We start from the raw sequence: 17,657 nt of genomic DNA on the forward strand, positions 1-17,657 counted from the left end.
GACCATCCTCACCCGGACGGAAGGTGCACATGTCGAAAATTTCTGAAATCGAGACTTGGCTCCAGGAGAACTTCGCCGCTCTGTTGACCGAGCATCAGGTTCCCGGCGCCGCGATCGCGGTGCTCGTCGACGGCGAGGTGGTCGACCACGCGGCGGGCGTCCTGAACAAGGCCACCGGGGTGGAGTCCACTGTGGACTCGCTGTTCCAGATCGGGTCGATCACCAAGGTGTGGACGACCACCCTGATCATGCAGCTGGTCGACGAGGGCCGCCTCGTCCTCGACCGGCCGGTGCGCGACTACCTGCCGGAGCTCGCCCTCGGCGACGACAAGGCCGCGGCCGCGATCACCGTCCGGCAGCTGACCTGCCACACCGCCGGCTTCGAGGGCGACATCTTCACCGACACCGGGCCTGGCGACGACGCGGTGGAGAAGCTCATCGCGACGCTGTCCGACGTGCCGCAGCTCTTTCCGCCGGGCGAGCGGTTCTCCTACAACAACGCCGGCTACTGCGTGCTCGGCCGCATCATCGAGGTGCTGCGCGGCAAGTGCTGGGACGACTGCGTGCGCGACCACCTCTTCGTGCCGCTCGGCCTGACCCACGCCGCAGCTGGTCCCTACGACGCGATCCGCTACCGCGCCGCGATCGGCCACGTCGCCCCGAAGCCGGGCGAGGAGCCGGTGCCCGCGCCGATCTGGGCGCTCACCCGCTCGAACGCCCCGGCCGGTTCGACGCTCGCGATGCGCCCGCGGGACCTGTTGACCTTCGTCCGAATGCACCTGAACGACGGCAAGGCCGACGACGGCACCCAGGTGCTGTCGCCGGAGTCGCTGGCCGCGATGCGCGAGCCGCAGGTGGAGGTGCCCGCGCTCGGCATCATGGCCGGCCACTGGGGTCTCGGTTGGATGCTCTTCGACTGGGAGGGCGACGAGGTGATCGGCCACGACGGCGGCACCATCGGCCAGTCGGCGTTCCTGCGCGTTGTGCCGGAGCGTAACGTCGCGGTCGCGTTGCTGACCAACGGCGGGCAGCCGCTGCAGGTCTACCAACAGGTCCTCGGCAAGCTGCTTGACGAACTCGCCGACGTCAAGCTCCCGGCACTGCCGGAGCCGAACCCCGCGGCCGCCCAGGCCGACCTGTCCCGGTACGTTGGCGAATACTCGTCGATGGTCGCCGATACCGTCGTTACCGCGGAAGACGGCAAGCTGTGGATGGAGCGCACCCCGAAGGGGATCTTCGCCGAACTCGGCGGTGGGCCCCCGGCGAAGGAGGAACTGCTGCCCTACCTCGGCGACACGTTCGTCGCCAACGTCCCGCAGGTCCCGGGTGTCTATATGGCACACGCGTTCGTCGGCGACGACGGCACCGGCCGCGCCCAGTTCCTCCACACCGGACGCGCCGACCGACGGAGGTCCCAGTGAGTGAGATCCGTGAACAGATCGAAGCCGTCTTCGCCGAAGCCGGCGCGGAAGGGTTCCTGCACGCTCGCGAAGTCGGCGTGCCGGACGGACCCGACGTGTCGGCGGGCGGCGACGACCCGGTGGTGCTGGCGTCGGTGTTCAAGATTCCGGTGGCCGTCGCCTACGCCCGCGAAGTCGTGGCGGGACGGCTCGACGAGACCGAGCAGACGTTGGTGACCGCACGGTACCGGATCGGCGGTATCGGCACCGCGGGCTGCGCCGACGATGTCGAGATGAGTTGGCGCGACCTCGCGCACTTCATGCTCACGATGAGCGACAACGCCGCGACCGACCTGGTGTTCCACCGCGTGGGCCAGGAAGCGGTGGACCGGGTGCTGGCCGACCTCGGGCTGGCCCGCACCCGGCTGATCGGTTGCTGCGAGGACCTGTTCGCATCCGTCGTGGCGGACCTCGGCGGGAACTCGGACTCCGACCTCGAAGCGCTGCTGGGCGAGGCCACGCCGGAGCAGATGCTGAAGCTCTCGGTGCGCGACCCGGAACGTACGACGTCGTCGACGCCGCGCGAGATGACTGCGCTGCTCGACGCGATCTGGACCGATCGGGCAGGCGAACCCGAAGCCTGCGAACGGGTCCGCAAGATCATGGCCCAGCAGGTCTGGCCGCACCGGCTGTCGTCCGGATTCCCGTCCGGAGTGCGGATCGCGGCGAAGACCGGGACGCTGCCCGGCGTCCGCAACGAAGCGGGAGTGGTGACCTTGGGGGACGGTCGCCAGTTCGCGGTCGCGGTGTTCACCCGCGCCCATTCCCTCGAAGACCGCCTTCCCGCGGTCGACGCGTCCATCGGCGCCGCCGCCCGGCTGGCTGTCGACCACCTCCACGCGCGCAGAGCGCGACCCGCTAGGAGTGATCGTGTCAAGCCGTCTGCGTGACCGGCGGGGCGGAGGTGAATGTCACGCAGCATCGCCCACAGCACGTCGACCCGGCGGCGGGCGAGCGCGAGCAATGCCTGGGTGTGGTTCAGACCCTCGGCGCGTTTCTTGAGGCAGTAGTCCCTCGACGGGTCCGGTCGCATCATTGCGGACTGCGCGGACATGTAGAACAGCCGGCGCAGGCGCCGGTTGTCACGCTTGGGCCGGGGGTAGTCGCCGGTTCTGCGGCTCGCGGGCGCCAGGCCCGCGTGGAAGGCCAGGCGGCCGGCGCCGCGGTAGCCGGACAGATCACCGACGATGTCTGTCCACCACCCACCGCACCTCGTCGGCCTTCTGCCGGGCGATGTCGATCAGCGTCAGGACCCGGGCCTCGTCGTTGATCACCTTCGTCGAGAACGGCGTCTCGCCGTCGGCGTTCACCGCCATTGCCCAGTGGTGGCCCTTGCCGGCGTCGATGCCGACCCGTATGCGCGTGTGACGCCCGGTCAACCGTGTTGCTCCGTTCCTCCGTGACCAGCACTTCCGCGGCCCGGGGAACCCTGCGCCGACAGGTCCTTAACCGGCGATGCCCGCTGTTCTCCATCAGCAGTCGGAGCGTCCCGGAGGACGGGGCGGCCATTCTCCTGGAGCCATCAACGGCAGACACCCCATCAGCCACACCCGGTCCTCCCGGACCGCCCAACGTTCCTAAGGAAACCCCATGAAAACTGCTCGGCTCACCGCCGCGATGGCGTGCGTGGTGGCCTTGACCGTGAGCGCGTGCGGGGGATCAGCGCAATCCGGGCAGGACCGGACCGCGCATCAGAAACTGACCGACGGCAAGACCTTCACCTATGCCATCTCGTCGGATCCGGGAACGCTCGACCCGGCGATCACCTTGCTTTCGATCGCCCGCGGCGTCGACCAGTTCCTCTACGACGGCCTGATCAACCTCGACACGAAGGGGCAGCCGCAGGCGGCGCTCGCGGAGAAGTGGGAAGCCTCCACGACCACCGCGTCCTTCACCCTGCGCAAGGGCATCACCTGCGCCGACGGCAGCCCGCTGACCGCGAAGGACGTGGCTGGGAGCATCAACTTCGTCGGCGACCCGGCGAACAAGTCGCCGATCGCGGGCGTCACGGTGAAGGCGGGCACGAAGGCGGTCGCCGACGAGGCCGCGGGCACGGTCAAGGTCACCAGCGGCGCGCCGGACGCGTTCCTGCTCCGCAGTCTCGTCAACGTGCCGATCGTCTGCGCGAAGGGGCTGGCCGACCGCAAGACGCTGGCCAAGGGTGAGAATGGCACCGGCATGTTCACTGTGTCCGAGATCGTCCCGAACGACCACTACACGCTGACCCGGCGCAAGGACTACACGTGGGGTCCCGGCCAGTTCGACTCGAAGCAGCCGGGCCTGCCGGACAAGGTGGTCATCCGGGTCATCCCGAACATGACGACGATGTCGAACCTGCTGCTGTCCGGCGAGGTCAACGCCGCCTCGGTCACCGGGCAGGACCAGCAGCGGCTGCGGGCGCGGCGGCTGTTCCACACCGACCTCACCGTTCCGTTCGGGGAACTGTTCTTCAATCAGGCGCCCGGCCGGTTCGGGGCCGACCGGGCGATGCGCCGCGCGCTGGTCCAGGCGCTCGACCTCGCCCAGGTCGGGAAGGTGCTGACCCGGGACGGCAGCGCCCCGGTCAAGGGCATGGTCACCGGTAATCCCTCGCCGTGCGACGGCGATTCGGTCACCGGGAAGATCCCCGGCTTCGACGTCGCCGCGGCCAAGGCCGCGCTCGACGCGGCAGGCTGGAAGCCGGGTCCGGACGGCATCCGGGTGAAGGACGGGAAGCGCCTCGCGCTCACCGCCGTCTACGGCACGCAGCTGGGCCCGACCATGGCTCCTGGCGCCGAGCTGATGCAGCAGGGCTGGAAGAACGTCGGCATCGACGTCACGCTCAAGGGGGTCGACAGTCCGGGCCTCAGCCAGGCACTGTTCGCCACCGGCGAGTGGGACATCTCGATGGCGCCGCTCGGCCTGACCCTGCCGAGCCAGCTGATCCCGTTCGTTTCCGGCGGGGAGCCCCCGAAGGGCACGAACTTCGCGCACATCAAGAACGCCACGTACGACTCGCTGGTCGCCAAGGCGGCTTCGCAGGCCGGGACAGCGGGCTGCACGGACTGGCTGGCCGCTGAATCGGCGCTGTTCGAGAGGCAGGACGTCGTGCAGTTCGCGAACTCGGTGATTCCGACCTTCGGGAACAACGCCCGGTTCGAGATCGCGAACAGCTTCCTGAAGCCGTCCTCCATCCGGATGTACTCCTGATGGCCGGCGCGATCGCCGTTGCGGGCCCGAAGGTCAGCCCCTGGCTGACCTTCGCCGCCCGCCGCCTCGGGCGGTTCGTCGTGTCGCTGTGGGTGCTGATGACGATGGCGTTCCTGATGATCCAGCTCATCCCGGGCGACCCGGTGCGCGCGGCGCTCGGCCTGACCGCGCCGATCGAGCTGGTGAACGCCCGCCGCACCGCGCTCGGGCTGGACCGTCCGCTGTGGCAGCAGTACCTGGACTACTTCGGCGGGCTGTTCCGCGGCGACTTCGGCACGTCGATGCTGAGCGGGCAACCGGTCGGCGACATCATCGCCACCCGGCTGCCCGCGACCTTGCAGCTGGCGTTGCCCGCCTTCGTGGTGGTCATCGCGCTCGCGATCCCGCTCGGCTTGACCTTCGCCGTGCTGACCCGCGGCGGCCGCCGCCGCGGCAGCGAGCTGACCTTCACCTCGACGACCGTGCTGTTCGCCGCGATCCCGGAGTTCCTGGTCGCGGTGGCGCTGGTGGCGTTTTTCGCGGTGCAGCTCGGCTGGTTCCCGGTGGCCGGGCACGACGGTGCGGGCTCACTGGTCCTTCCGATCGTCGCGCTGGCGCTCGGCCCGACGTCGACGCTCTCCCGGATTGTCCGGGTGGAGACGCTTTCCGTACTGGGCAACGATTTCATCCGCACCGCGCGAGCGAAGCGGCTGCCTGCCCGGCTGGTCTACCTGCGGCACGCGCTGCCGAACGCGCTCACCGCGACGCTGACGCTCGGTGGGCTCATGCTCACCACCATGGTCGCGGGCACCGTGCTGGTGGAGAACGTCTTCGCCTGGCCGGGCCTCGGCTCGACGATCTCGCAGTCCATCCTGCAGAAGGATTACCCGCTGGTGCAGGGGATCGTGCTCGTGTACGGCATCGGCGTGCTGCTGGTGAACCTCGTTGTGGACCTGCTGCTGGCGGTCCTCGATCCGCGTTCGACGATCCGGGAGAACTGAGATGGCGAAACGGCGCGGAGCGCAGTGGCTCGCGACCCTGCGCACTCCCTTGGGCGGGTTCGCGGCCGCCCTGCTCCTGCTGGTGCTCGCGGTCGCGGTGCTGGGCCCGATCCTGTGGCAGGACGCGGCTTCGGTGGTCGACACGAACGCGATCGGCCAGGGTCCATCTGCGCAACATTGGGTCGGCACCGACGAACTGGGTCGCGACATTTTCTACCGGGTGCTGGTGGCGTCCCGGCTTTCGGTGCTGCTGGCGCTGATCGCAACGGTGATCGGCGTAGCGACGGGACTCGTGCTCGGCATGCTGCCGACGGTGCTGCCGCGTCCGCTCGGCAGGCTGCTGGCGGCGGCGGTGAACATCGCGGTCGCGTTCCCCGGGCTGCTGCTGGTGCTGTTCTTCGCGGTGATCTTCGGCGCGGGCACGCAAGGCGCGGTCATGGCGATCGGATTCGCACTGGCTCCGCAGTTCGCGCGGCTGACGCAGACCTTGTCCGCGTCGGTGGCCGGCCGGGACTTCGTGTCGGCGGCGCGGGTCGCGGGAGTGGGCCGGATCCGGTTGCTGTTCCGGCACATCCTGCCGAACATCGGCGAGCCTGTGGCGATCAACGCCACCATCGGCGCGGGCGGTGCGCTGCTGGCCTTTTCCGGGCTGTCCTTCCTCGGCATCGGCGTGCAGGCCCCGGACTACGACTGGGGACGGCTGCTCAACGAGGGCCTCAACGGCATATACGTCAACCCGGCGGCGGCGCTCGCACCCGGTGTCGCGGTGGTCGTCGCGGGGCTCGCGTTCAACCTGTTCGGTGAGACGGTCGCCGGGGTGATCGGCGTCCGGACCCGGCTGCCGCGGCTGGTCCCTCGGCCGGTCCGAAAGTCCACAGTGGATCCGGCAGTGGCGAAGGACGACACCGTGCTGGTGGTCGAGAACCTGGAAGTCGCCTTCCCGCAGCCGTCCGGCTGGACGGTGCCGGTGCGCGGCGTGAGCTTCACAGTGCGGGCGGGCGAGGCGATCGGCGTCGTCGGCGAATCGGGTTCGGGCAAGAGCTTGACCGGACTCGCGGTGTCGAGGCTGATCGAAGCGCCTGGCTCGGTGACCGCCGACCGGCTGGATTTCGCCGGTACGCCGGTGCTCACCACGCCGGAACGCGAACTGCGGCCGCTGCTCGGCACGTCGCTGGCGATGGTGTTCCAGGACCCGATGACGTCTTTCAACCCGACCCGCCGGATCGGCAAGCAGCTCGCCGAGGTTTCCGAACAGCACCAAGGGCTTTCGCGGACCCAGGCGCTCGCGCGGGCGGTCGACCGGCTGCGCGCCGTGCGCATCCCGGCGGCGCAGCGGCGGGCGCGGCAGTACCCGCACGAGTTCTCCGGCGGCATGCGCCAGCGCGCGATGATCGGCATGGGCCTGATGGGCGACCCGAGGCTGATCATCGCGGACGAGCCGACGACGGCGCTGGACGTGACCGTGCAGCGGCAGCTGCTCCGGTTGCTGGCGCAGACGCGCGCCGAACGGGACACCGCGATCATCCTGATCAGCCACGACATCGCGGTCGTTTCCCAGACGTGCGAACGGGTCCTGGTGATGTACGCCGGGCGGATCGTGGAGGACCTGCCTGCCACCGGTCCGGAGATCCGGCCGCGGCACCCGTACACGCGGGCGCTGCTGGCCACGACGCTCGACCTGGACACCGACCCGGACGCGCCGCTCGCGGTGATCCCGGGCCGCCCTCCGGAACCGCACCGGATGCCGGCCGGCTGCGCGTTCGCGAACCGCTGCCCGGTGGCGACGGACCAGTGCCGCACGGAAGACCCGGAACTGGCTGTGATCGCGCCGGAGCATCGGGTGGCGTGCTGGCATCCGGAGGAGGCGATGTCGGAAGCAGTGGGTGCCGTCGTCGTGGCGGGAGGCGCGGAATGAGCGAGCTGGTTTTCGATTCCGTCAGCGTGCGGTACGGCGGACGGCGCGGACTTACCGCGGTGGACGGGGTTTCCCTCACCGTTCCCGCGGGCAAGGTCGTCGGCCTGGTCGGCGAGTCCGGTTCGGGCAAGTCGACGCTCGCTCGGGCAGCGGTCGGGTTGTCGCCGGTGAGCGCGGGCCGGGTGCTGCTCGGTGGAGTGGATGTGCGGAAGCTGCCGCGCCGCCGCCCGCTGCAGATGGTGTTCCAGGATCCTTATTCGTCGCTCAATCCGAGAATGACCATCGGCGAGTCGATCAACGAAGCGATGCCGCGGGACAGCAAGGCGGCTCGGCGGGCGGAAGTGGCGCGGCTGCTGGAACTGGTGAATCTTGATCCGGACCGCGCCGGGCAGTTGCCCGGGGAGATGTCCGGCGGGCAGCGCCAGCGCGTGGCGCTCGCCCGCGCGCTCGCCGGGCGGCCGCAGGCGCTGATCGCCGACGAGATCACCTCCGCGCTCGACGTTTCGGTGCAAGGCGTGGTGCTCAATCTGGTGCGGTCGGTGCAGCGGCAGCTCGGCCTGTCGATGCTGTTCATCTCGCACAACCTCGCCGTCGTGCGCTATCTCAGCGACATCGTCGCGGTGATGTACCTCGGCCGGATCGTCGAGGCCGGTCCGGCGGAGCAGGTGCTCACTGATCCGCAGCATCCCTACACCCGCGACCTGCTCGACGCCGCCCCGTCGGCGCACAAGTCGCTGTTCGACCTCGAGCCGAGCGCGACCGCGGACGCGGAACCGCCGGACCAGCACTACCCGCCCGCCGGGTGCCGATACCACCCGCGCTGCCCGGTCGGCCCGCTCGTGCGCACCGACCGCGACATCTGTCTTCGCGTCGATCCGGCCGAGGACGCCGCGCCCCGGCGACACGCCGCGGCCTGCCACTTCAGAGAACCCGAGGGCCACGAGCCCGCGATCTCCAGAGGAGCCAGCGTATGACCCGCCGTCTCGGCATCGAAGACCTGTACGACATCGCCGCGCCCAGCCAGCCCGCGCTTTCGCCGGACGGCAGCCGGATCGTCTACGTGCTCCGCACCGCGGACCGGGACGAGGACCGCAACGTCGACGCGCTCTGGACGGTGGCCACGGAGTCGGGCGAGGCCCGGCAGCTCACCCGTGGAAACGCTGACGCAGCACCGAAGTGGGCTCCGGACGGCGCCCGGCTCGCGTTCCTGCGCGCCCAGGACGGTCCGCCACAGGTGTGGTTCCTCCCGGCGGACGGCGGCGAAGCCGAGCAGATCACCAAGCTCCCGCTCGGCGCGGGCGCACCGCTGTGGAGCCCGGACGGCAGCAAGATCGCCTTCTCGGCGGCGACCGATCTCGCCGCCACCGTCGAGGCCCCCGCGGCGAACGCGCCGATCGTGGCCGAGCGGCTGAACTACAAGTCCGACGGTCCCGGCCTGCTGAAGACTCTTCGCAGCCACCTGCACGTCCTCGACGTCGCCACTGGCGAAGTCCGGCAGCTCACCTTCGGAGACTGGCACGCGGGCGAACCCGCGTGGTCGCCCGACGGCACGCACGTGGCGTTCACCGCGGCACAGGACGACGACGCCGACCTCACCTTCCGGTCCGCCGCTTACGTCCTCGACGTCACCGAGCGGAAGTCCGAACCGAAGCTGGTCGGTTCCGCTGAGGGCATGGCGGGCACGGTCGGCTGGACCGCCGACGGCACGGCGCTGCTGGTGGTCGGCCGCACCGACACGGCTACCGGGCACCTCGGCCTGATGCGCGTCCCGCTGGACGGCGGCGAACCGGTCAACCTGGCCGCTTCCCTCGACCGCAACGTGATGCCCGGCGGCCCCGGTTATCCGGGCGCGCTGCCACAGCTCACCGCGGCGGGCGACGTCGTGTTGTTCGCGATCCGCGACCGCGGGTGCACCCATCTGTACGAAGCGGACTTGGCCGGCGGGGAACCGCGCCCGGTGCTGACCGGCGCCGACAACGTGGTGTCAGGAATGGGCCTGGTCGGCGACCAGGCAGCGATCGTGCTGGCCACGGCCGATTCGTTTGGCGAGATCGCGGTGCTCGACCGCGCCACGGGTTCGCTCGACGTGCGCACACAGCACGGTGCGGCAGTGTCCGAAGCGGAACTGTTCTCCCGTGAGGCGCGGGAGTTCACCATCAGCGACGGCACGGTCGTGCAAGGCTGGCTCATCCGCGACCCCGAGCGCACGGGCGCGCAGCCGCTGCTGATCGACATCCACGGCGGTCCGCACAACGCCTGGAACGGTGCCGCGGACTCGATTCACCTTTACCACCAGGCGCTTGCGGAGCGCGGCTGGGCGGTGCTGCTGCTCAACCCGCGTGCCAGCGACGGTTACGGCGAAGCGTTCTACGCCGCCGCGGTCGGCGCGTGGGGCCACGCGGACGCTGCGGATTTCCTGGAGCCGATCGACCAGCTCGTGGCCGAGGGCCTCGCCGACCCGGACCGGCTCGCCGTCACCGGGTACAGCTACGGCGGCTTCATGACCTGCTACCTGACCAGCCGGGACGACCGCTTCGCCGCCGCCGTCGCCGGTGGTGTGGTCAGCGATCTGACCAGCTTGGCCGGCACCTCCGACGGCGGGCATTTCCTGGCGGTCAACGAGTTCTCCGGCGCCTCGACGAGCAACTACGAGAGGTCGTCCCCGCACTCGCAGGTCGAGCAGGTCCGCACGCCGACGCTGATTCTGCAGGGCGCCGAGGACATCCGGTGCCCGGTCGGGCAGGCGGAGCAGTGGTTCACCGCGCTGCGCGAGCGCGATGTGCCTTCGCGGCTGGTGCTGTACCCCGGCGGCTCGCATCTGTTCATTCTGGACGGTCCGCCATCGCACCGCGTCGACTACAACCGGCGCGTCGTCGAGTGGGTTGAGCAGTACACGGTTGCGGTCGGCGGGGTTTCGCGGGTGCCGATCGAGGCCGCGCACTGGAGCCGTCGGCTGGCGGAGCTGGCGCGCAAGTACCGCGTTCCCGGTGCGTCGCTGGGGATTCTGCGCGTCGAGACCGGCGAGGAGGTGCTCGCGACCCACGGCGTGCTGAGCACGACCACCGGAGTCGAAGTCACCGAGGACTCGCTGTTCCAGATCGGCTCGATTTCCAAGGTATGGACGTCGACGGTGGTGATGCAGCTGGTCGACGAGGGTCTGCTCGACCTCGACGCGCCGATAATCGACGTGCTGCCCGAACTGCGGCTGGCCGATCCAGAGGTGGCCAAGCGCGTCACCATGCGGCACCTGCTGACCCACACCAGCGGCATCGACGGCGACATCTTCACCGACACCGGCCGCGGCGACGACTGTGTCGAGAAGTATGTGGACCTGCTGCAAGACGCCGCGCAGAACCACCCGCTCGGCGTCACGTTCTCGTACTGCAACTCGGGTTTCGTCCTCATGGGACGGGTGATCGAGAAGCTCACCGGGAAGACCTGGGACGCCGTCATGCGGGACAAGCTGTTCGCTCCGCTCGGGCTCACGCACACGGTCACGCTGCCGGAAGAGGCGTTGCTGTTCCGCGCCGCGGTCGGCCACATCGCCCTGGACGACGCCGAGCCGGAGCCGGCGTCGACCTGGCAGTTGCCGCGCTCGGCCGGTCCGGCCGGTCTGATCACTGCCCAGAGCGCGGACGTGCTCGCGTTCGCCCGACTGCACCTCACCGGCGGTCTGACCGCGGACGGCTCGCGGATCCTGTCGGAAGAATCGGCCGCGGCGATGGCGGAGAAGCAGGCTGAGGTGCCGAACCCGCACACCCTCGGCGATTCGTGGGGCCTCGGCTGGATCCGTGACGACTGGAACGGCCGTCGCGTGATCGGCCACGACGGCAACACGATCGGCCAGTCCGCGTTCCTGCGGCTGCTGCCGGACCAGGGCCTCGCGGTCACGCTGCTGACGAATGGCGGGCACGCCCGCGACCTGTATGTGGAGCTGTACCAGGAAATCTTCGCCGAACTCGCCGACGCGGCCATGCCACGCCCGCTCGAACCGCCGTCGGACCCGGTCACGGTGGACGCGAGCCGGCACCTCGGCGTTTACGAACGGGCCGGCGTCCATGCTGAGGTGTCGGAGGGCCCGAACGGGTTGCGCCTGGTGCACACCACCACCGGCGCACTGGCGGAACTCATGCCGAAGAAGACACAGGAGTTCGACCTGGTGCCGATCTCGGACACGCTGTTCCTGTTCCGCGAACCGGGCGGGAAGTTCTGGACGCCGGTGATGTTCTACAAACTGCCGACAGGAGAGCCGTACGTGCACTACGGGGTGCGAGCCACTCCGAAGGTGTCCTGAACCCGTACAGAGGGGCGGCTGCGGATGCGGTCGCCCCTCTACGATCAGGCGCCGTCCTTGCGCGACCGCGAGCGTATCGATAGCGGTCAACTCGGACCTCGGACACTCGCTAAAACGATACGCAAGCGAGGGCCTCGACCTTACGGTCGCGGTCCTCGTTGCGTTTTCGTAGCTGATGACCGCCGCACGCGCCGACACCCTGCGCGAGCAGATCGAGCGGCTCACCACCGCCCTCGCCGAGACCGAAGCCCGCCGGCCGAGCTCGCCGCCATCCGCAAGGTCATCGACGGCCTCACCCCTCCCGACCACGCAACGGCCCCCGCGGAGACCGCCACCATCTACCAGCGCATCGTGACCGCGTTCAACGAGCACCCCGGGAAGGTGTTCCGCGTCCGCGATCTGCACGAGCACCTCGGCCTGCCCACCGACGAGCCCTCGATCAACGTCACCCGCTCCCGCCTGGGACGACTCGTCCGCCAGGGACTCCTCGAACAACCCGGACGCGGCCGCTACCAGAAACGGACTTAACGCCCTCTCAGAACACGCAGTCACAATGGCTGCGGGCTCGAAGCGCCACTGCCACCGCCCATAGCTGCGTTGTACGAGGTGCTTGGCGACCTCCTCTTCCATGGTGCAGGCCCTTTTTCTGCACCGTAGTGATGGACATGTGGCGCCGTCACGGGTGCACGCCTGCTTCGCTGCTGGGTGCTTCTGCCATCTGCTCACGTGGTGTGGCGGAGCGGTAGGAGTGGCCGAGTTCCGGGCCGAGGCCGAAGTAGTGCCGGAAGTTGTAGATGAGCGGGCTCCACGCGGCCGGGTCGATGTGATCGGTACCGGGGACGACTATATGAGGGTCGGCGTGCACCTTCAGCACATGGGCCTCGACGATGAGGAACTCACCGGAGGCGTCCGGCCGGACGCGCTCGGCACGCGCCTCCAGTTGGAGAGGACATCCGTCGACCCGCGGCGGCCGGACCGTATGGGACGGGCGGCTGCTCAGCCCCGCCGCGCCGAACTTGTCCTTCTCGAAGCGGCAACCGTCGTGCTTGGTCGAGGGTACGGGGTGGCGTCCGGTGAGCGGAGCCAGACGCTCCACGGCCTGCCACTGACCGGGACCGGCGATGTTGATCACGAGTTCTGGACGGACGGCAAGGTTGTGCGCGGTCTGTCCGTCCGGGCCCAGACCGAGCACGATCACCTGCCCCAGCGCCCATGCGGACGATATCGGCGCCAGGTTGACGGAGGCGTCCGGGTTCTCGGTGGACAGGAGTACCACGGGAGTGCCGAAGTACAGAACGCTCGGCTCTATGGAGACACAGGGGTCGGTGCCGGAGCCGGGTCGGTCGAGGAGCTCAACGATCTTCATGATCGAAGCGTAGAGGCGGGTCACTTCGGCACCCGCCGAACCGTTCCCGTCACGTGAGACCGGGGACAGAGTTAAGGAACGATCGTTCTTGACTGGTCATTCCTAAACCGTGTACGGTCTTTCCATGGGACGACCAAGAGGATTCGACGAGGCTGACGTAGTCCGGTCGGCGGCGAAACTCTTCGCCATCCGGACCTATGACGGCACATCCGTGGACGACCTGGTGTCGCACCTCGGTGTACACCGAAACAGCCTGTACAAGACGTTCGGCAGCAAACGCGGGCTCTACCTGGCCGCGCTGAAGTGGTCCCTGGACCACGAGGTCACCAGGCTGGCCGAGCGCGTCGCCGAAGCGGGCGGCCGCACGGAAGGGACGTACGAGGTCCTCGCCGACGCGGTCACCGGAACAGAACTCGACCTGGTCCTGCTGGCCGCGGTCGAGCGGGCACCGGTGGACGCCGAGGTGGCACGACTGGTCGGCGAGGCGTTCACCGCGCTGGACAGGGCAGTCGGCGACGCGGACCGCGCGGCCGAGAACGGTGACGCCCGCGTCGCTCCCGCAGCGGCCACCGCGCTGCTCATCGGACTGCGCACACGGGCCAGGTCCGGCACGACCGACGAGGACATCATCCGAGCCGGCGTCGGCCTGGCGCAGCGCCACGGCCGACCCTGACACTCTCACAGCAAAGGAAGCATCATGGCGCACATCAGCATCGACGACGACAACCTGATCGTGGAGATCGAGGGGCTGGACAAACTCTGGGCGCTCAAGAGCCGCCTGACCATTCCGCTGGCCCACGTGCGCGGCGCCACGGCTGACCCCGGGATCGTCAAGGAGCCCAAGGGGCTCCGATCCCCGGGCACCCATGTCCCGGGCGTCGTCACCGCCGGCACCTTCCACGTCGATGGCGAACGGGTCTTCTGGGACGTCCGCGACCCTGCGAAGGCAGTGGTCATCCAACTGGCCGACGAGCGCTACGCCCGCCTCGTGATCCAGGTTTCCGATCCTCACGCGACGGTGGCACTCGTTGAAGACGCCCTGCCCAACTGACCCCGCCTTCGCACAAGTCAAGGCCGCTGCTCTCCGCGGTGACGCGGCAGTCGGCGACAAAGAGGAAGAGAGAAAGAAACTAGTGGTCGACGAGGCGGTAGTCATCGACAGCAACGGCTGTTCACTAGCCGGGACGTTCACCGAGGCAGCCAACCCCGTCGCCGCCGCCCTGTTGCTCCCCGGATCCGGCAGGGTGAACCGCGATTCGGACGTACGGCTGCCCGGTGGACCGATGCTCAGGACGGGAGTCACCCGCGCTGTCGCAGACGCCCTGGCAAAGGCGCGAGTGTCGACACTTCGCTACGACAAGCGCGGTGTCGGGGGCAGCGGCGGAGACTTCCTGCATGCCGGGATGGGGGACGGGCTGGCTGACGCACAGGCCGCGCTCAACTGGCTCGCCGACCGAGCCGCCGGCCTCCCCCTCCTGGTCGTCGGACACAGCGAGGGCGCCTGGTACGCGGCACAACTCGCCTCCGACGCCCACGTGGCCGGAGTGGTCCTGCTCTCCGCCGCCGCACGGCCCGGCGGCGACATTCTCGCCTGGCAGGCCGAGCAACTGGCCACCAGGCTGCCGCTGCCGGTGAAACTCGTCCTGCGTGTGCTGCGCACGGACGTCCACCGCCTCCAGCGCAGGAATCTGGAGAGGATCACAGCCTCCGGCGACGCTGAGATACGTCTTCAGGGACAGCGTGTCAACGCGCGGTGGACCCGTGATTTCGTCGCCTACGATCCGGCGCCTGCGCTCGCCCGGATCGCGGTTCCGGTCCTCGCGATCACAGGTGGCGGCGATCTCCAGGTTCCGCCCGAGGACGTCGACGCGATCGGCCGCCTGGTACACGGCCCCTTCCAAGGGCACATCGTCGCCGACCTCAACCACCTCTTCCGGCCGGACCCGCGATCGCTGGGCCCCAAAGGCTACCGGCGCGCCATCAGGCAGCCGGTGAGCACCCAAGTCCTGGAACTCGTCAGCAAATGGGTGGCCCACCAGTGGGGCCCCGGGAGAAGAACCCATGACAGATGCTCCGCCGGTGGGCCGGCGGTCGCCGGGCCCGCGGAAAGTGGGTGACCGGTGATCGGGACGCACGACCACGGCTCAAGCACGACACAACGACGGCGACGCCATCGACGCCACCGCACCAGCGCCACCAATGGCGGTCCCCCGAGCCGGCACGCCTGATCCCGGCAACCGGCCGCCCCGGGCATCGCGCAACGCCCTCAGCAGGGAGCCGCGTGTCTGTGTGGATCGTCTGCTCGTGCGGCACGAGGTCGCGCTGCCTGCCTGCCTGCCTGCCGCGGACACGGCCGCGCGGATACGCGGATGCGCAACATGAAGTCCCGGACGGGGAAGGCGTACTCGATGACGCCATGTTCGAATCGCGGCCGGCCACCGAAGATCGGCAAGGCTGACCGTCGCGAACGCCACGTGGTGGAATGCCGGCCCCACCCCCTGAAGCGGCAATGAGCCGCGGCCACGAACATGGCTCGCCGTCCGCCACACAGCGCCAGTGGTGGTCAACAGTCCTCAGCGAGTGGCTGTCGACAGTCACTGACCAGGATGTTGTAGTCGGTGCCCAGCGCGACCACGGACATAAGGACCGGAGTGGTTGCCGGGCGGACAGTTCGGCGATGATCTGGCGCGGAGCAACCGCCGAGAAGGCGGCCGAACGATGTCGAAAGGATGGTGTCTGGATGAGTGCTGCGCTTTCCGCCGCACCGATGGCGGAGCCGGGGACGACCGGGCGGTGCGGCCCATGGGGGTGGAGCCGCAGCGACGGACTGGTCACCGTGGGCGCAGCCGCCGCGGACATGCTCGGCTACCTCCTCGCCTGCCAGGACCAAGGTATGGCCGCAACTGCCCCAGGCGCTCTGCTGGCGGTCGTCGCGGCACTCCCGCTCCTGGCCCGGCACCGCTGGCCGGTCCCGGTGCTCGCCGCCGTCCTGTTGTGCGGCTGGGCGTCGGAACTCGCTGGTGCCACCCCGGTCGGGCTGCACGCCGCCCTGTCGGTCGCGCTGTACTCGGTGGCCACGAGATCACGGTCGGTCACGGCCGCGGTCACCGCACTGGTGACCGCCGCAGCACAGGTGCTGCGGTCTTTGAGCGCCGCCTCGTGGCTGGCGGTGGCAGGCGCGGCCTCGGCGCTGGCGGTCGTCGCGTTCGGCATCACGGTGCGCCAGTGGCAGCAGCAGGTGGAGACCAACCGGCGACTGCAGGCCGACCGTGCAGTGGCCGAGGAGCGCCGCCGGATCGCCCGGGAACTGCACGACATCGTGGCCCACCACATCACCACCATGCACCTGATGTCCGGCGGCGCCCGGGCGAACCTGCGCAGTGACCCGGAACTCGCCCACGACGCCCTCGTCGACCTGGAGTCCTCGGGCCGGATGGCCCTGCGAGAGATGAGGCAACTGCTCGGGGTGCTGCGCGGAACCGACGAGCCGGACGGGACTCCTGCCGCGCCACAGCCTGGCGTGGCGGACCTGGACCGGCTGGCCGACGAGGCCTGCGCCGGCGGTCTCCCCACCAAGCTGACAGTGCACGGTGTACCGCGTGAGCTGCCGCCGGCCGTGGGCCTGACCGTCTACCGGATCGTGCAGGAGGCGCTCACCAACAGCCGTCGGCACGCGGGGCGCGCCGTGGCACGGGTGCGGTTGGACTACGGGGCCGACGACATCTCGGTGGAGGTGTGCGACGACGGCCGCGGGGCCCCGGCCGGTGCATCCGGTGGATACGGTCTGCTGGGCATGCGCGAACGCGTCGCGCTCCACGGCGGGACGCTGGAGGCCGACGCACGCCGCGAAGGCGGCTTCCGGGTGGCGGCACGCCTGCCGGCCCACCTGGCGGACGACGAGAACCGGCAGAAGAAGGAAGAGAGGGGGACAGGCCCGATGCCGGGCGAGCCGGGGACGAACAAGACTGCTCCGTTCCCAGCGCAGTCCGGGTGCTGATCGCCGTCGATCAGCCGTTGGTCCGCCGGGGCCTGGCGCTCATCCTACGCACCGCTTCGTGGATCGACGTGGTCGGTGAGGCCGGCGCGGTGCCGAGGCGGCCCGCTTGGCACACGACCTGTGCCCGGACGTGGTGCTCATGGAGATCCGCATGCCGGTCCTGTACGGAGTGCAGGCCACCCGCCGGCTGGCCGCGGAGCGGCCGGAATGCCGCGTGCTTGTCTCCTGTGGCTTCCCGCCGAAGGACGTCTCCCCGGAGAACCTGACAACGGCGGTGTGCACCGTGCTCACCCGGCGATCGCCATGTTCGTCGGCACCCCGCCCGCAGTCGCGTCGCAACCGTCGTCCTCCGCGCCGCAGGACCTGACGCCCCGCGAGGTGGAGGTGCTGCGGCTCTGCGCCACCGGACGGGACGACATGGAGGTCGCCCAGGTCCTGCGCATCAGCGTCTCCACG

General features: G+C 69.6%; 14 protein-coding genes and 2 pseudogenes. 13 read left to right on the forward strand and 3 right to left on the reverse strand.

Annotation, left to right across the window (positions count from 1 at the left end; translation table 11 throughout):
- The first annotated feature begins 29 nt into the window (after positions 1-29).
- Positions 30-1,421, forward strand: a complete 1,392-nt coding sequence (locus ACWDEX_RS08640) for a serine hydrolase (protein ID WP_450462531.1) — start codon at positions 30-32, stop codon at positions 1,419-1,421.
- On the forward strand, positions 1,418-2,350 hold the full coding sequence (locus ACWDEX_RS08645; protein WP_450462532.1) for a serine hydrolase: 933 nt from the start codon (positions 1,418-1,420) through the stop codon (positions 2,348-2,350). The genes ACWDEX_RS08640 and ACWDEX_RS08645 overlap by 4 nt, the downstream gene beginning before the upstream one ends.
- Here ACWDEX_RS08645 and ACWDEX_RS08650 read toward each other — a convergent pair.
- Positions 2,334-2,652 (reverse strand): annotated as a pseudogene (locus ACWDEX_RS08650) (transposase); the annotation flags it as partial. The gene ACWDEX_RS08645 and the pseudogene ACWDEX_RS08650 sit on opposite strands and share 17 nt — an antisense overlap.
- Positions 2,639-2,776, reverse strand: coding sequence for a hypothetical protein (locus ACWDEX_RS08655; RefSeq protein WP_450462641.1), 138 nt, complete (start codon positions 2,774-2,776; stop codon positions 2,639-2,641). The gene ACWDEX_RS08655 and the pseudogene ACWDEX_RS08650, both read right to left, overlap by 14 nt.
- 274 nt (positions 2,777-3,050) lie before the next feature.
- Here ACWDEX_RS08655 and ACWDEX_RS08660 point away from each other — a divergent pair, with 274 nt between their 5' ends.
- The 6 genes from ACWDEX_RS08660 (at position 3,051) to ACWDEX_RS08685 (ending at position 12,366) form a co-directional block, all read left to right on the forward strand.
- Positions 3,051-4,649, forward strand: a complete 1,599-nt coding sequence (locus ACWDEX_RS08660; protein WP_450462533.1) for an ABC transporter substrate-binding protein — start codon at positions 3,051-3,053, stop codon at positions 4,647-4,649.
- Positions 4,649-5,629 (forward strand): ABC transporter permease, encoded by a 981-nt coding sequence (locus tag ACWDEX_RS08665; protein ID WP_450462534.1) that lies wholly within the window; start codon positions 4,649-4,651, stop codon positions 5,627-5,629. The genes ACWDEX_RS08660 and ACWDEX_RS08665 overlap by 1 nt, the downstream gene beginning before the upstream one ends.
- A 1-nt stretch (position 5,630) precedes the next feature.
- A complete protein-coding gene (locus tag ACWDEX_RS08670; protein ID WP_450462535.1) occupies positions 5,631-7,544 on the forward strand; it encodes a dipeptide/oligopeptide/nickel ABC transporter permease/ATP-binding protein in 1,914 nt (637 codons plus the stop codon).
- Positions 7,541-8,518: an ABC transporter ATP-binding protein gene (locus ACWDEX_RS08675; RefSeq protein WP_450462536.1), complete on the forward strand. Its 978-nt coding sequence runs from the start codon at positions 7,541-7,543 to the stop codon at positions 8,516-8,518. Before ACWDEX_RS08670 ends, ACWDEX_RS08675 begins: the two co-directional genes overlap by 4 nt.
- Positions 8,515-11,838 carry a serine hydrolase gene (locus tag ACWDEX_RS08680; protein ID WP_450462537.1) on the forward strand — a complete coding sequence of 1,108 codons (3,324 nt, stop codon included), beginning with the start codon at positions 8,515-8,517 and terminating at the stop codon, positions 11,836-11,838. The genes ACWDEX_RS08675 and ACWDEX_RS08680 overlap by 4 nt, the downstream gene beginning before the upstream one ends.
- 351 nt (positions 11,839-12,189) lie before the next feature.
- A complete protein-coding gene (locus ACWDEX_RS08685; RefSeq protein ID WP_450462538.1) occupies positions 12,190-12,366 on the forward strand; it encodes a type IV toxin-antitoxin system AbiEi family antitoxin domain-containing protein in 177 nt (58 codons plus the stop codon).
- Between the two features lie 148 nt (positions 12,367-12,514).
- Here the strand turns inward: ACWDEX_RS08685 and ACWDEX_RS08690 are convergent, their stop codons facing one another.
- Entirely contained in the window at positions 12,515-13,204 is a 690-nt protein-coding gene (locus tag ACWDEX_RS08690) for a flavin reductase family protein (protein WP_450462539.1), read from the reverse strand.
- Positions 13,205-13,328: 124 nt separating this feature from the next.
- Here ACWDEX_RS08690 and ACWDEX_RS08695 point away from each other — a divergent pair, with 124 nt between their 5' ends.
- From ACWDEX_RS08695 to ACWDEX_RS08715, 5 genes and pseudogenes are all read left to right on the forward strand, one after another.
- Positions 13,329-13,877: a TetR/AcrR family transcriptional regulator gene (locus ACWDEX_RS08695; protein ID WP_450462540.1), complete on the forward strand. Its 549-nt coding sequence runs from the start codon at positions 13,329-13,331 to the stop codon at positions 13,875-13,877.
- Between the two features lie 24 nt (positions 13,878-13,901).
- A complete protein-coding gene (locus tag ACWDEX_RS08700; protein WP_450462541.1) occupies positions 13,902-14,255 on the forward strand; it encodes a hypothetical protein in 354 nt (117 codons plus the stop codon).
- Positions 14,256-14,337: 82 nt separating this feature from the next.
- Entirely contained in the window at positions 14,338-15,321 is a 984-nt protein-coding gene (locus tag ACWDEX_RS08705) for an alpha/beta hydrolase (RefSeq protein WP_450462542.1), read from the forward strand.
- Positions 15,322-15,944: 623 nt separating this feature from the next.
- Positions 15,945-17,201 (forward strand): sensor histidine kinase, encoded by a 1,257-nt coding sequence (locus ACWDEX_RS08710; RefSeq protein ID WP_450462543.1) that lies wholly within the window; start codon positions 15,945-15,947, stop codon positions 17,199-17,201.
- A 303-nt stretch (positions 17,202-17,504) separates the two neighbouring features.
- Positions 17,505-17,621 (forward strand): annotated as a pseudogene (locus ACWDEX_RS08715) (DNA-binding response regulator); the annotation flags it as partial.
- Positions 17,622-17,657: the final 36 nt, after the last annotated feature.

It is taken from the genome of Streptomyces sp. NPDC001020 (assembly GCF_053599115.1).

Coding starts and splice junctions, on each gene's coding strand:
- ACWDEX_RS08675 (WP_450462536.1), top strand. CDS start 7,541: ATGAGCGAGCTGGTTTTCGATTCCGTCAGCGTGCGGTACGGCGGACGG.
- ACWDEX_RS08690 (WP_450462539.1), bottom strand. CDS start 13,204: ATGAAGATCGTTGAGCTCCTCGACCGACCCGGCTCCGGCACCGACCCC.
- ACWDEX_RS08695 (WP_450462540.1), top strand. CDS start 13,329: ATGGGACGACCAAGAGGATTCGACGAGGCTGACGTAGTCCGGTCGGCG.
- ACWDEX_RS08700 (WP_450462541.1), top strand. CDS start 13,902: ATGGCGCACATCAGCATCGACGACGACAACCTGATCGTGGAGATCGAG.
- ACWDEX_RS08660 (WP_450462533.1), top strand. CDS start 3,051: ATGAAAACTGCTCGGCTCACCGCCGCGATGGCGTGCGTGGTGGCCTTG.
- ACWDEX_RS08640 (WP_450462531.1), top strand. CDS start 30: ATGTCGAAAATTTCTGAAATCGAGACTTGGCTCCAGGAGAACTTCGCC.
- ACWDEX_RS08710 (WP_450462543.1), top strand. CDS start 15,945: ATGAGTGCTGCGCTTTCCGCCGCACCGATGGCGGAGCCGGGGACGACC.
- ACWDEX_RS08670 (WP_450462535.1), top strand. CDS start 5,631: ATGGCGAAACGGCGCGGAGCGCAGTGGCTCGCGACCCTGCGCACTCCC.
- ACWDEX_RS08680 (WP_450462537.1), top strand. CDS start 8,515: ATGACCCGCCGTCTCGGCATCGAAGACCTGTACGACATCGCCGCGCCC.
- ACWDEX_RS08665 (WP_450462534.1), top strand. CDS start 4,649: ATGGCCGGCGCGATCGCCGTTGCGGGCCCGAAGGTCAGCCCCTGGCTG.
- ACWDEX_RS08655 (WP_450462641.1), bottom strand. CDS start 2,776: ATGGCGGTGAACGCCGACGGCGAGACGCCGTTCTCGACGAAGGTGATC.